Origin of the sequence: Leclercia adecarboxylata, from assembly GCF_006874705.1 — a bacterium.
In the GTDB taxonomy this organism is placed as follows: Bacteria; Pseudomonadota; Gammaproteobacteria; order Enterobacterales; family Enterobacteriaceae; genus Enterobacter; species Enterobacter adecarboxylatus_C.
Genome location: NZ_CP035382.1, coordinates 461,454 through 475,115 on the forward strand (window position 1 = coordinate 461,454; position 13,662 = coordinate 475,115).

Here is a 13,662-nt window from a genome sequence, read left to right on the forward strand (position 1 = left end):
CATAGGCTCTAACTAATCAGAATGCCCTCCACCAAATTGGAATTACTTAGAGGGCATCATCCAATGGCAGCATCCGCGATTAATTTTCACCACAAACCTTTCGACCCATCCAAAAAACACATTCGCATAAAAGAAGTTCGCGAAATGGTCTGGCGCTCTACGTCATGGATTTACGCTGAGATGAAGAAAGGAAGTTTTCCTGCATCCGTAAAGATTTCCCCTTGCCTGTGCGTTTGGCGCGTGGAGGACGTGGAAAACTACCTGATTGAAACCGCAAAACGCATCGGTTCAGGCGTTGTGGAGGGTGTAACCAATGAATAACCGCCCTTCTTCTATGTCAGCCGATAGCAAAAAAATTACCCACCCTGGCAGGCAATCGTCAGGGGTGACGGTATCGCTGGTTGGAGAGTTTGTAGGCAAAACTTCTCACACAACTGACGGTGTGAGCCGCCGATTTCTTGTTGATAACTACTGTGTTGCGGGTGGTTGTGCAGGTGAAATAATTACACTGTACGTTAAATCTTTCCACGCTGAGTCGGTGGGGGTCATTCCCGATAGAATCACAGTTGAGCTTTCAAGCGTTTATGTTGTGGACAAGGGAACGCACTCTTATGCATCGGCTAATCACAATTTCACTACTGATTACCAGCCCGCAAAGCCAAAGAAAAAGAGCCAGAAAAATACTCGCTGCACTTCATTACGGGAGGGAAAGGTTACAGCCCGAGTGCCAAAAATTAAGCCGGTTAGAGGGAAGTACAAATGAGCGCCCTCGACGAAGTAAAACGCTGGATAAAAACCAATTACGCCGCCGCTTGTGCGGCGTTTTCAATCCCATGTGAATCATCCAGCAAAGAGCATGAATGCCCGCTATGCGGCAAGAGCAAATTCCGGGTTCGCATGACTGGGGCTACAGCCGGAACTTACATTTGCACGTGCGGCGTAAAAGGCTGCGGCTTCGGTGTCCTCGACCTTATAGCACGTAAAGAACTGGGCGCACCTACAGATGAGAAAGTACCAGGGCCCCTCATTCGCCAAGCCGCTAAGCTGGTGGATGAGCGCATGGGCCTTGGATTTTTCGCAGCGGACGAGAGCTACACACCACCAAGCGCTGAAGAAAGGGCAGCAAGAGAGCGGGAACAGAAAGAAGCCCGTGAACGCCGTCAGCATGATGCAGCCGAAGAGGAATCGCAGAAGATAATAGAGGCAGCGCTGCGAGTCCGGGAAATTCTGGCAAAGGCTAAACCCTCTGAATGCGCATACCTCAAGGCTAAGGGCTTTGAGGACTGCATTCTTCCCGTTACGGCATGGGGTGACGGTGTGTTAGAGCTGGTTGATATCGATGGTTGCGCCCGGTCAGTGCAATATCTGCCCGCGCCTGGCTCTTTCGATGGCGAGGGCAATAAGCGCCCTAAAAGCCTAATGAAAGACGCTCCCACATCAGGTGCATTTGTCGATGTGCTGCCAAATGATAAAACCAATACTCTCATCATTACCGAGGGATACGCCACTGCGCGCAGCGTATCGCTTGCTGAGCCATACGCGCACATTATTGCAGCTATTAACGCCAGCAACCTACAAAACGTCGCTACGACCTTTAGAGATCGTTTTCCTGCGCTAGATATTATCATTGCAGCTGATAATGACTATCACGCGCCTAGTGATGTTGATGCGAATGGTAGACCAAAGCAAAACACTGGGCTGGTGAAAGCCAATGAAGCCGCTAGGGCTGTTAATGGTCTGGTGATAGCCCCGCTTTGCCTGGGTAGAAAAAAACAGGATTGGGATGATGTGCGCATGGAGCTGGGAGTTGAACGGATGACAGAAGAATTTAACCGTGAACTTGAGAAGGTCAGAAAAGAAAAAGCCTCCGTGCAAGAGGCTTCATTGGGTAATACGCAGAATATCGGCGTCGATAATAACCCACTTCCCTGGAAGGGCAACGTATCAAATGTAACGGCAGGAAAACCATCGCTAAACCTGCCCATTGCAAGTATTCCGCGCGTCCCAGCAACGGTAAATATTGCAAAGTTCCGCACCCCCGACCACTACAAAAAATACTATTCAGACAAGGTTACTCCGCAAGACCAGCAACCTGACGGAACTGATTTCATTGTCGAACGCGAAGATAGGTCAATTGCATTGGTCGACCCGATGACCGGGCGTGGCGAGGATGGGCAATCAGGAGTATTCAAGCATGCAAGAACGTCAGAAATTCTGCGCGGAGTTAAGCCCGTCCTTAAAGGTTACAAAGACCATGAAGCCTATATAACCTTCGAAAATACTGGAGCCTCCTCACGCCGCGTATCGTTGCCGTGGTCAAGTGATGCTAAGCGCTTGGCTGCTGCATTGCGCTCGCTTGGCTCGGAGGTCGTAGTTGACGGTGCCTATATTGACTTCTACCGCAATGCTTATCTGGTAGAGCAGGACTTACCATTTGCCGTCTATGGCTCGGCTCCTGGCTGGCATGAGCATGAAGGCAAAAAATTCTACGTATCACAGGCGGGGAAAACATACCTGGCTGACAGCGTACTTTTTGAGTTCGATAGCCCCATTGAAAGCAAATACAGGGCCTCCCCATCAGGATCCATTTCAGATTATCGAGAGAATGTTATTGAGTTAACCAAAGGCAACCACGGCCTTACGTTTCAATTATTGCTTGAGCTGGCTTCAGTCCTGTTTCCTGTCCGTAATGGCTCAATCAAGGCTGAAGGTATCACGGTCAATGTATATGGGCGCTCAGGCAAAGGTAAAACACTGGCTATGAAGCTCGGCGCAAGCTTATGGGGCGACCCTGACCAGCTCACAGAAAGCGCAAACGCCACATATACAGCGATAATTAATAGCGCGGTGAACTCCAGCGGCTCCGCGATGCGTATCGATGACCTGTCAGCAATGCCTAACCTCCGAGGTGCTGATTTTGAGAACCTTGTTTACTCAATCGCAAACGGCAAAGCTAAAGGCCGCAGCGGACAGGACGGAAAGAATCTGCCTGTAACTTCATTTAGCACCATCTGTCTGATGACCGCCGAAAAGACCATCGCCGACGAACTCTGGCAAAAAGAGAAGCACAGATTTAAAGCTGGTGCTGAAGGTCGTCTAATCGAACAACCATTCATTGAGACGGAAGACCTCAAAGGAAACAGAGATATAAGGGCGTTCGCCAGCTCTCTTACGTCGGCTATGCTGTCATATAACGGCGTGGCTGGGATTGAATGGCTCAAGCACCTTGCTGAGCTTGGATGGGGTAGGATTCAAGCCGAGCTAAAGAGCTATTCCGAGCGGTTCGAATTCCTGATGTGCGATCTGTACCCGGATGTGATGAATGCCCGAGAGGGTCATAAAGTTAGAGCGCACTCTCTGTATGGAATTATTTATGCTGCCGGGATGATGTCAACGGGTATCACAGGTTACAGCCCGGATGAGATATTTGATGCGGTAAGGGAAAACATGATTAAGGAGATGGCAAGCAACGATGTAGGCCATGCTCGTGATATGGCTGCGGCCGTCGAGCTTTGGGATTACCTGACAGGTGCAACTGGTCGCATGGGGGCTATAGCCAGAGAGGGAAACAAAGCTAACCTCCAGCGAGGTGGCGATGAGTCAGCGGGATGGCTCGATATGGTTGAATCTGGCAACGGTGATGAATGTCGCCCGGTGTTCTACCTCAACAAGCGCCAACTCAACAACGCCGCAAAAGAAGCCTGCGGGATGTCTGGTGGAGACATGTTGTCGATACTCACAAAATACGGCTACCACGAAATACCGCTGGACACTCGTGGCGAAAGGGACGGAACAGTACAGCGCCGCGTCAGAAGCGGGTCGGCGACAACTAATGTGAGGGTAATAAAAATTTCCGCGCCAGAGGAGATAGGTGAGATTTAACCACCTATCGTTTCAGCGGGCTCCCCCTAACAACCTCACCTCTATAAAACCCCAAAAGCAAAAACCAAGCCCTAACGGAATAGGGCTTAATTTTCGTTCACAGCCACACTATCTTTTACCTCACTACAACTTTTTTTATTTTTTATGCTCACTTTGCATACAAATCGATGTAGGTCGTAGTTCATTTAATATTCAAATGTCTGCATGACAAGCATTTTGTCTGCATGATGTCTGCATAAAAATAGTCATAACCGCTTGTCATATATGAATATAAACACCCTTGCAGACATGCAGACAATGCAGACATGTGTTTTCTCGCGTATGGGAAAATCATAACGCGCCACCCTGTGCGTTTTTAATACAGCGTCAAGCCATTGCGTGTACGTATATAGGTATTTTTGGTTGTCTGCATTGTCTGCATGTCTGCACGAGGAATTGCGTGACATTCAAAAGATCTTCCTGGAAATCATTTCATGCAGACAAATTCCTCCTCCATGCAGACAAAGCAGCTCGTGTGCAGACAAATTACTTACCGCCTCAGCGTTTTGCCGCCCTTTTCCGTCCTCGCTAGTGAGTTAACGCATATTTCTGGCGGAGAAATCCGCTTCTGTATCCGGGTATGAGGGATGAATAAATTCTTAGAACACTACAGTTGATTAATGATGTGTTGATGGGAAGTCATTCAGGTTGCGGCTCTAACCTCGCATAGAATCAAAATCGCACCAAATGCAGCAAGATTCTGATACAGAAAATGCCTCTGACTATTCACCACTAAGCATCCTTAGAACAAAACTCCATATCCAGTTCATTCATGATCAACAGGTTTATTTTGACTGCGAGGGATTATGAAAAGATTATTAATTATATTATTGACGCTAGCCTGCTTTGAGGCATCAGCCAAGGATGCACCTTTAAACGGTAAGGAAAGCATAACCCATGATTACAACTGTATGGGTGTAAGTACTGGAAGAGCTGCTGTGCTTACTGTGCAGGAATATGCTGGTGGTGCTAACCAAATCCTCGTGGCAGAAAACGCCCCCAAACCGATTACAATTACTCTTACAGCCATTGATGACCAAACAAGGGTATCCAGACAATATAAGTTTAAGGCACCTAATGGCGGAGAAGAAATATTACAGATATCTGAACTGACGGGACTTGCAACAACAACAATGTTGCATACCTTAGGTTATGAAGCATTCACTTCTTTAGTATGTCATGAAGAGAAATAGCAGCCTGTTTACTCCGATCATGTAAAAACCAAAAGCTGTTCATAAAGGTACTCCTTTACGAACAGCACTAAAAGCCACTCAGTAAGTGTTCATAAAGATTGTTTTGAGTATTTACGAACGATATAGTTTACGAACTAACTTTATGAACACGGATATCTCTGATGGCGCTTATCACCTACCTTCGAGTTTCAACCAACGATCAAAGCATAGATAACCAGCGCCGTCAGATTCAGGAAGCCGGTTATCAGGTGGAACAGGACTTCGAATTTTATGATGAGGGAGTTAGCGGTGCGGTTCCCGCCCAAAAGCGCCCCGCCCTGAATGAAGCAATCAAAACAGCTCGTAAAGGCGACGTATTTGTTGTGGTCGCCATTGACCGCCTCGGACGCGATGCCGTTGATGTTCTAACCACAGTTAAAACCCTCGACTCTAAAGGCGTTAAAGTTGTCAGCCTTCGGGAAGGATTCGACCTCAGCACGCCAGCCGGGAAAATGATGCTTCATATGATGGCGGGTTTTGCTGAGATGGAAAAAAACCTTATCGCAGAGCGTCGCACTGCGGGCATAGCGCGGGCAAAAGCCGAGGGTGTTCATATGGGTCGCCCCAAGTACGAGCATGGTGAATTGATCGCGTCTTTGTGGACGGAAGGTTTGAGTTACCCGCAAATAGTAGCCGAGCTTGCTTCCAAAGATATCAAAGCGGGTAAGACCACAATCTATCGCTTTAAACGTTAAACGCCCTTTCCCGTTACCGCCAAGGAGCCACAATGCCGACCAATAACCCCGTGTTTATGAGCGATACCGTACATGCAAATAATGAAACCAGTGAGAACGTCAGAAAACTGAACGAGGCCATGCAAAGGCTTCGCGAGCATCAGGCTCAGGAACAACGCCATGGACGCCATGCGGTTCGTGAATGGTCACTTGCTGACGGCCTGCAACAATTTCATGAACTCCGTAAAGAGGAAAAAGCCAACGGATGGTCACACGCCTCGTTATATGACAAGGTTAAATTCGAAGAGTTTGACCTTGCGCCATACAACGTGCTCGGCATACGCGCTCATTCGATTCAACAGATGTATGACAAGCTATGCCATGACACCCTCGCTAAATATCTTCATGGGTTAGGCTATGTCAGGAGTCAGCTCATAGCGGCGCGTGACGTTCTTAACATCGAGGGAAAGAAGAAATATGAGGCTTACATCAGGAACGCCGTAGAAACGCTTCCAGCGCGGTGCTATGGCCTTAAGCCCCACTATTTGAATATTCTCACAGGCTTGATGGATATTCCTTTCAGGAGAAGCGCAGAGAAGGACAGGCGGGAAATTTCCGACACGCTTTGTCATATTGTGGAGCATATCAGTGAGTACCGTTATGAGGGATTGGATGAACGGTATCAGGAATATGCATACACCATCCTTCGCAGTGTCGATACGGACGAACTCCCGCCAATGATTGCCGGGCTTATCATTCGTGAGGCGTCAGAGCTGGTGGAGTGCGCTTGCGTCAATATGGTTGAGCCTTATAAAAATTGCGGCCTGACGCATGAAGAATGGTGGCGGTACATTGACCCGGAAGAGTATGCAGAGGAATACCCCGACAACGAAATGCCGGAACACGCATCCCCTATCGCTTCGTGCAACGTCTACAGTTCGCATTTTGGCATCGCGCAGCAAAGCCTCTGGTATGGGATTGACGAGGAAACGGACAACTTCATTACTTCACTCATAGGTGGGCTCTTATATGCCAGACAGCCAGAGGCACGACTGCACAAAACACTGGCACGTGCAAAATCAGAACGACCATAAAATTACCTTGCTATTAATCACCACCTTGATTGAATACTGTTAGCGGCCAACTACTTGTCATTAATATACCCTATAGCATCAAGAGCCTAAATTTTTCTGCTCCCCATTGATATAAATTCAATTCGTGGAAACCGCATCATGCGAATTATTTGCATGAACAAGAATGATCTTTGGTATTTTGTTAATGTTTACACCTAACTGTATCTTCTCTCCATCTTACAGAATACAGGGGATTCATTCACAAAAGTCGAGTTAACTGAATCAATCAACCCGAAAACCTCGTACTCTATGTCAATAAAAATGTTTTTTGGACCATTATTCATGACTACCCCAAAATTAGCAAAAGCCTCTATTATTTTACGCTGATGTGTTTGGTATTTATACTTACCTGAAAGAGTTGACATATGAGAATTGGCTTCATCAACAACTTCCTTAATATTATTCAAATGATCCCTATAGTTTTGGCTACATTCCAAACGACCTGATTTAGATTCAGGAAAAATGACATTATACCAAAGATGTACATCAACACTATCTGGTGATATTTTTTTCCTCTTATTAATTTCAGAATTAAGAAAATCTCTAAACATTGAAAAATGTGCAATATGATTTGTTATGTTACTATTTCCAACACCTGTAACATAAGTTCGAAGAGCAATTATCGCCCCCCCTAATGCTGCGACTAAAGTAATAAACCATCCAAAAAATTGAGCAAGAACCACAACCCCTGTAATTTTATTTGCAAAGTAATCAATACATTGGCTTTGTATACAAAAATCAAATTTATATATCTTAGTTGAATATATAGTTGCAACCAATGAAACAAATAAAAACAAAATAGAAAGCAAACAAACAAAAGCCACAGACACAATGAATTTATCCGTATTACTCATTCTATTTTTCAACATCTGGCTTTACCTTGTTCAACCTTGTCCTTAACTCTTTTGCTATCGTGGAAAATGCATCACTTCTATTGATAAGAGATATAACATGACCTGTTATCTGAAATACTCGAAAGTATTTATCCGACTTGTTAAAACCTTTAGAATACTGTATCTCAAGCCATTTTATTTTCTTTTTACACTCCCTAACATCTTGAAAAGATGGCATGGGCCTGACTTTTTTAATTCTCCCCATAAAAACAGCATGTTTTTCATGGCCCAATCGCCCAAGTTTGTTAATCCTTCCCATACATCTGTTGTATTCAACTCTATATGCCAACGATGTCTTATTATTATTTTTAATAGAGTTCCCAATTAAATTATTCAGGGACGCTCTAATTTTTCTCACTTCATAAGAAGGAAGTCTAGGTTTATTGTGGTCTACTCTCAAACCATGCACTAGAAGTGGTTTTGTAGAAACTTGGAAAACACCCGATTTAACAATATTAATTGGAAGATCTTTCTCGGCGAGCATATCCTCTATATGTTTTTTTATTTGAGAAAAATCATAATCATACACCTTTGATGAAACAGTTATATCATCTACCAGTCTTGTATAGACCAAACCTTTTCTTTTTGCTCTTCTATAAACCGTTGTTTCAACATCGTGCAAACATAATGATGCGATATAGCTTGACGTCAACGCTCCTTGAACGATAAACTCACCAGCACAACAAATATCCGTGATGTAATCATTCGCCTCTGCGTTTATATAGAAAAAGTCACTAAAAATATCACTTACCAATTCTTTATGAATATTATCAAAGAAATTTTTGATATCTACTTTAAGGAGAGTCTTAGCACCACAGTGTTGATTGGCACAAGTTATATAATCTCTATTCAGCGAGTCTTCACCATCATTGTCATTGGGCACAGAACCAAATAAAAAATTAGGCCATATTACCAACTCGCGAAATATTCTATTATTAATTCTGCGCTGCAATCTTTTCAACTTATGATGAGGACGATATACAATTCTCATTGAACCATCAGATTTAGGCTTTTCTAATTTATGGTATCTTCTATCCAATGGAATGCTTCTTATTTCTACGAGTTCATCAATTGAAAAACCCAATGCCTTAGAAAGTGAAGTCAAAGTTGATATGCCGGAATTGCTTTTGTTCGAAGGAAGATCATTAGACATGATAAAAACCTCTGAGGCAAAGTTACTTACGGTCTCCCCATGATCAAGGGTGCAGAAAGACAGAGATGCATACACCAAACATTGCTAGCAACAGCCTCTGCGTTCTACGACCGTAAGTAATGCCCGACAGCTACGGCGCCAGCCGTCGGTGGCGACGGTGGGGCCTCGGATCGAGTCTGGTAAACCAGACGCCCCCAGAAGGAGGCAAAGCTAGCAAATTGTAAAAATGGTTGCAGCATTCAAAGCGAAACGCCTGAGCTGAATGCACATTATCAGTGTTTATAATCAGAAACAATGTCTAAGGTCAAAATTCTTTTGAACTTACAACTTTATGCATTCTAGGTTTTACTGGATGCACTAAACCCCAGGTTCTCAACAAGTTAGCGGTATGCAGTAAAAAAAAGCACCTAACCGAAATTAATCTACGGCGATAATCTATGCAATTTATTGTTATGGCGCTCGGTAATAAAATGAATGATGTTTTATGGTTGGCTTTAAACACAGAATGCCCCAATGCTCGAAGTGCCGTCGCTGCCCGAACCTATGGAATCGCCACAAAAGTCCAGATTTTAATGTAAGGGGCGCGACGACTACGATTACTCAGCGCATCTATGCCACCCTCATCGGCCAGTTCGAGATAATGGTAAACCGTGCCACATGAAACACCTATGATTTTACAGATTTGCTATACGTTGCTCAGTTCTTCACCCGATTGAGTAAACTAGCTTCATGCTTGATAACCAGATGGGTAGTACGAAGCATGGGAGTACTTGGTTATTTGCACAAGGATTCGACACCCATATCAAAACTGGTAACTGCCAGCCGTTAAAGGTCGTATGTCAGTCCAAATCGCGGCTAATTCATATGAGTATCGTTGCCAGTCCTTATAAATAGCATATCCCTCGCAGTATCCCCCCTTAAGCCATAACCATAAAATATTAATTTAAATCAATTATTTAAAATCATTAATTATTCCTGCAGGGGACATTTGCCTACCTTCCTTACCGGCTTTATAACCCCTTTCCAACCAATAGCACCCATACACACAACGTTATGTGCCGCTGTGCTGTACTCTCCCGCCGTTAAACGCATTCACGCCTCAAAAAAACAACGGAGAAATGGAATGAAAAGAATCCTCATCGTTATGGCATTAATCGCCCCTTGCTCAGCCTTTGCCGGGGTTATCTTTCACCCGGTTGAGCGCGCTGCCGTGGTAGCGAATTCCGATCACCCCGTTGCTGCCGCGACGGTCACCGCGCAGGCAAGAAACCACCGTGCCGCCAGAGTGGATGCCGTTAACTGCAACGATGGACGCTGCGTACAGCACGGTAACGTGATTCGATAAGAAGTACAGGGCTCCGGAATACCGGAGCTCGATTTCATCTCTGAGGATCTTATTTGATCGCACCATTCAGTAATGACAACACGACCTGTGGCATCTGATTGGCTTTCGACAACATCGAGCCAAGTGATTCCTGGAATATCTGCGCCCGTACCATATTTGACATTTCGAGGGCGTAATCAGCATCTTCAATACGTGAGCGGGAAGCGTTGACCGCGACTGACATAGTCGCCTGTTGATTTTGCGTTGACGCCAGACGGTTGGCCATGGCACCCAGCGTACTGCGACTGGTATCAACCTGCTTGATGGCATTGTCGATTGCCGCCAGGGGATTTTCCGGTTTTTTCAGCCGTATTTCATTACCGACTTCAAAAATATTCAAGGTCGTATAGTTGGTTTCGGTATCCGTAGACGCCCCATGAGAAGCGTTATAATAGAGCAGGAGATCGCCCACGCCGTTCTGCGTTTTTAGCATGATCTGGCTGACGTTATCATCGGGCACAACCAGGGTGACTCTTTTTGAGTCCGTGCCCTTCACCACGTCCATGTAGTAATTGCCGTCTGAATCCTTGCGCAATACATCATCCGATACATTGCCCTCAGCATCGGTATAACGCACATTGACCTTTGCGGGATCCATCGTGACGGTTGATGTTCCATCCACAAGGGTAACGGCAGAGAAATTATTCAGGCTGGTGGCGCTATTCGCCTTGACGACAAGCGAACTGTCGTTGCCATCGGTCGTTACAGACACTGAGGCATTGTAGTAGCGAAAATTACCGCTGCCGTCGTCCACCTCCATAATGTACTGGCTACCGGATTTCAGCAGCCTGGCTTTATCTTCTGAGACCGAATTATTACTGGAGTCCACAAAGCTCAGCGTTGCCGTCGTGGTATCAATATTGGGTGTAGACGCTACGACCGCAGGGATAACAGAGAAACTTGTATCCGTTACCCAACTGGTACTGGTCATTTGCGCACTAACCGCACCGGTTGAACCGTATGTCAGGACGGCAGGATAATACAATTCATCCTGCTCAATATAATACTGGCCGTTGGATTCTCTCAGCGATGGCACCGGGCTGTTACTTAATGCACCGCCGTTCGTATCAAGATAGTTCACGGAAGTTATCGGTAGGCCGCTGTACTGAGGCACATCGCTGTAGAGCGGTGTTCCAGTGGTCGCGCCAATACTCACGCTGCCGGTTCCGCTGGCAGTATCCCAGCTAGCGTTATACGTGGCCTGATAATAAACAGGCTTGCCATCGCCTCCCGTATCCTGAATATACGTCTGCCCGTTCATGCCGTTGTGCACCAGCTGCGGCAAATTAAAGGTGCCTGTCGGAGACCAGGTTACGCTCACATTGCTGCTGGTAAGGTCGATATTATTCGCAACGCCCGTAACCTTGTTAATATCGGATACCGACCCGCTGATACCCCGAATAACCAAATCTTTCAGCCCGATATTCTCCACGCTGAAGTTTTTCGATAAATCGAGGAAGATTTTTTCATTATCACGGGAGCCGACCTGAAAACCGACCGTGCCCGCACTGCCGTCCAGCAGATTAATACCGTTAAAGTCGACGGACGTATTTAACCGATCGATCTCTTTCAGGTTTAAATTAATTTCAGCCTGAATAGCATCCGCATCCACCAGGTTGTTGGTTTCACTTAGCCCTTTTACCGTAAGCTCCCGGATGCGCTGCAGTCTGTTATTAATTTCACTCATCGCACCTTCGGCAGTCTGCACCAGCGACAAACCATCCCCGGCGTTACGCTGCGTCTGTTGCAGCGCATTCTGCTCGCTGGTCATACGGTTAGCCACCGCCTGACCAGCCGCATTATCCTTAGCACTGTTGATACGCATGCCAGAAGAAAGATTGCGGATGGCCTGCGAGAGGGCAGACGTATTTTGTGAGGATTTCCCCTGGATCGTTAACGCAGTTAAATTGGTATTCAGGCTTAACATTCCCATGTACCCGTTCAGGTTTCTCTGGAGTTGTTATCGGTCATACTCTGGATTAGTTGATGATTTTTTTGGGCCTTAACCAAATTTAGTAGGCGCGCACCTTACTTAACACCGGATATGTTAATTGGCTTCAGGGTTACGGTGAGGCCTTTCAACGGCGATTAGCCCTGCCAACGGCACGGTTTAAGGAAAGTATCATGTCAAAAGCACTACTGATTATCGATATGCAGAATTTTGTAACGGATAGAATTCAACAGGGTGTGGATTACTTCCCTCAGAACAGCATTGAAAACATGACCTCTGTAATTGAACAATTCAGAACCTCTGGCCGACCTGTCATCCATGTGCGACACCAGACGCCTGAGCAGGGTTCGCCTCTTCATCACGGTTCCCCCTCAAGCCAGCCCCTTGCCTCATTTGAGGAACGCCCGAGCGAGCCGGTATTTATCAAACACACCTCTTCTGCGTTCAGCTCAACGGGATTACTGGCTCATCTCCAGGAGGCAAATATTTCAGAGGTGGTGGTTATCGGTGCCGTTGCAGGATTTTGTGTTAACTCCACCGTCAGAATGGGTGCCGATCTGGGGTTAAAGATGACGGTGCTAAAAGATGCGGTGCTCAGCTTTGAGCTGGAAAAATCTCAGCTCAGCGCGAAGGCCATTCATGATGTCACTCTGGCGCTGCTTGAGGCCGGTTTTGCGCAGGTTACCGACGCCACCGCGTTGCAGCTGTCCTGAATACTGTGCCCTGTGCCGTCCTCCAGGGTATAATCTGCCAATCATTTGACAGATTTCAGAAACGAACATGACCAAACTCACACTACAAGAGCAGATGCTTAAAGCTGGCTTAGTCTCCAGCAAAAAAATGGCGAAAGTGCAGCGCACCGCCAAAAAATCCCGCGTGCAGGCCCGCGAGGCGCGCGAAGCGGTGGAAGTAAACAAGCAGGCGCAACTTGAACGTGATAAAGAGTTGAGCGAGCAGCAGAAGCAGGCCACGCTGGCGAAAGAGTATAAGGCGCAGATCAAGCAGTTAATTGAGATGAACCGGGTCGTAGTGGCAAAAGGCGATATCGGTTTTAACTTCACCGACAATAATCTGATTAAAAAAATCTATGTCGATAAGACCACCCAGGCGCAGCTGATCAATGGCCGTCTCGCCATTGCGCGACTGGTTGCCGAAGCGGGCCGTGAGAGCGAATATGCAATTATCCCCGCCATCGTTGCCGAGAAAATTTCCCAGCGTGATGCGAGCTATATCGTGTTAAGCAGCGAGCTGACTCAGGAAGCGAAGGACGAAGACGATCCCTATGCTGATTTTGTCGTGCCTGATGATTTGATGTGGTAAC

Annotated in this window: 12 protein-coding genes and 1 pseudogene; 9 read left to right on the plus strand and 4 right to left on the minus strand. The window is 46.3% G+C overall.

Translation table 11 applies throughout. The features are described 5' to 3' along the window. The first annotated feature begins 63 nt into the window (after positions 1-63). The 6 genes from ES815_RS03215 (at position 64) to ES815_RS03240 (ending at position 6,921) form a co-directional block, all read left to right on the plus strand. On the plus strand, positions 64-321 hold the full coding sequence (locus ES815_RS03215; RefSeq protein WP_185902378.1) for a helix-turn-helix transcriptional regulator: 258 nt from the start codon (positions 64-66) through the stop codon (positions 319-321). Next, on the plus strand, positions 314-763 hold the full coding sequence (locus tag ES815_RS03220) for a hypothetical protein (RefSeq protein ID WP_142486598.1): 450 nt from the start codon (positions 314-316) through the stop codon (positions 761-763). The genes ES815_RS03215 and ES815_RS03220 overlap by 8 nt, the downstream gene beginning before the upstream one ends. Continuing rightward, positions 760-3,882, plus strand: a complete 3,123-nt coding sequence (locus ES815_RS03225) for a DUF927 domain-containing protein (RefSeq protein ID WP_142486599.1) — start codon at positions 760-762, stop codon at positions 3,880-3,882. Before ES815_RS03220 ends, ES815_RS03225 begins: the two co-directional genes overlap by 4 nt. An 845-nt stretch (positions 3,883-4,727) precedes the next feature. Continuing rightward, positions 4,728-5,114, plus strand: coding sequence for a hypothetical protein (locus tag ES815_RS03230; protein ID WP_142486600.1), 387 nt, complete (start codon positions 4,728-4,730; stop codon positions 5,112-5,114). A gap of 161 nt (positions 5,115-5,275) precedes the next feature. Further along, the gene (locus tag ES815_RS03235) at positions 5,276-5,848 is read left to right on the plus strand and encodes a recombinase family protein (RefSeq protein ID WP_142486601.1); all 573 of its coding nucleotides are present in this window, start codon (positions 5,276-5,278) and stop codon (positions 5,846-5,848) included. Between the two features lie 32 nt (positions 5,849-5,880). Beyond that, on the plus strand, positions 5,881-6,921 hold the full coding sequence (locus ES815_RS03240; RefSeq protein ID WP_142486602.1) for a hypothetical protein: 1,041 nt from the start codon (positions 5,881-5,883) through the stop codon (positions 6,919-6,921). Positions 6,922-7,115: 194 nt separating this feature from the next. On the opposite strand, the gene ES815_RS03245 is transcribed toward ES815_RS03240, so the two are convergent. The 3 genes and pseudogenes from ES815_RS03245 to ES815_RS23940 all read right to left on the minus strand — a co-directional run. Next, positions 7,116-7,829, minus strand: a complete 714-nt coding sequence (locus ES815_RS03245; RefSeq protein ID WP_142486603.1) for a retron Ec48 family effector membrane protein — start codon at positions 7,827-7,829, stop codon at positions 7,116-7,118. Next, complete coding sequence (locus ES815_RS03250; RefSeq protein ID WP_142486604.1) at positions 7,816-9,006, minus strand: reverse transcriptase family protein; 1,191 nt, start codon at positions 9,004-9,006, stop codon at positions 7,816-7,818. Before ES815_RS03250 ends, ES815_RS03245 begins: the two co-directional genes overlap by 14 nt. A 568-nt stretch (positions 9,007-9,574) precedes the next feature. Further along, positions 9,575-9,768 (minus strand): annotated as a pseudogene (locus ES815_RS23940) (helix-turn-helix domain-containing protein); the annotation flags it as partial. A gap of 361 nt (positions 9,769-10,129) precedes the next feature. Between ES815_RS23940 and ES815_RS03260 the strand changes: the two are divergent. Then, positions 10,130-10,351, plus strand: coding sequence for a hypothetical protein (locus ES815_RS03260; protein WP_142486605.1), 222 nt, complete (start codon positions 10,130-10,132; stop codon positions 10,349-10,351). A gap of 49 nt (positions 10,352-10,400) precedes the next feature. On the opposite strand, the gene ES815_RS03265 is transcribed toward ES815_RS03260, so the two are convergent. After that, complete coding sequence (locus ES815_RS03265; protein ID WP_185902379.1) at positions 10,401-12,317, minus strand: flagellin; 1,917 nt, start codon at positions 12,315-12,317, stop codon at positions 10,401-10,403. 197 nt (positions 12,318-12,514) lie between these two features. Between ES815_RS03265 and ES815_RS03270 the strand changes: the two genes are divergently transcribed. Both ES815_RS03270 and ES815_RS03275 read left to right on the plus strand, forming a co-directional pair. Further along, positions 12,515-13,054, plus strand: coding sequence for an isochorismatase family protein (locus ES815_RS03270; RefSeq protein ID WP_142486607.1), 540 nt, complete (start codon positions 12,515-12,517; stop codon positions 13,052-13,054). Between the two features lie 67 nt (positions 13,055-13,121). Further along, the gene (locus tag ES815_RS03275; RefSeq protein ID WP_142486608.1) at positions 13,122-13,661 is read left to right on the plus strand and encodes a DUF2058 domain-containing protein; all 540 of its coding nucleotides are present in this window, start codon (positions 13,122-13,124) and stop codon (positions 13,659-13,661) included. Position 13,662 lies beyond the last annotated feature (1 nt).

Excerpts from the sequence above, each read along its gene's own strand:
- ES815_RS03215 (WP_185902378.1), top strand. The coding sequence starts at position 64 with ATGGCAGCATCCGCGATTAATTTTCACCACAAACCTTTCGACCCATCC.
- ES815_RS03220 (WP_142486598.1), top strand. The coding sequence starts at position 314 with ATGAATAACCGCCCTTCTTCTATGTCAGCCGATAGCAAAAAAATTACC.
- ES815_RS03225 (WP_142486599.1), top strand. The coding sequence starts at position 760 with ATGAGCGCCCTCGACGAAGTAAAACGCTGGATAAAAACCAATTACGCC.
- ES815_RS03230 (WP_142486600.1), top strand. The coding sequence starts at position 4,728 with ATGAAAAGATTATTAATTATATTATTGACGCTAGCCTGCTTTGAGGCA.
- ES815_RS03235 (WP_142486601.1), top strand. The coding sequence starts at position 5,276 with ATGGCGCTTATCACCTACCTTCGAGTTTCAACCAACGATCAAAGCATA.
- ES815_RS03240 (WP_142486602.1), top strand. The coding sequence starts at position 5,881 with ATGCCGACCAATAACCCCGTGTTTATGAGCGATACCGTACATGCAAAT.
- ES815_RS03245 (WP_142486603.1), bottom strand. The coding sequence starts at position 7,829 with ATGTTGAAAAATAGAATGAGTAATACGGATAAATTCATTGTGTCTGTG.
- ES815_RS03250 (WP_142486604.1), bottom strand. The coding sequence starts at position 9,006 with ATGTCTAATGATCTTCCTTCGAACAAAAGCAATTCCGGCATATCAACT.
- ES815_RS03260 (WP_142486605.1), top strand. The coding sequence starts at position 10,130 with ATGAAAAGAATCCTCATCGTTATGGCATTAATCGCCCCTTGCTCAGCC.
- ES815_RS03265 (WP_185902379.1), bottom strand. The coding sequence starts at position 12,317 with ATGTTAAGCCTGAATACCAATTTAACTGCGTTAACGATCCAGGGGAAA.
- ES815_RS03270 (WP_142486607.1), top strand. The coding sequence starts at position 12,515 with ATGTCAAAAGCACTACTGATTATCGATATGCAGAATTTTGTAACGGAT.
- ES815_RS03275 (WP_142486608.1), top strand. The coding sequence starts at position 13,122 with ATGACCAAACTCACACTACAAGAGCAGATGCTTAAAGCTGGCTTAGTC.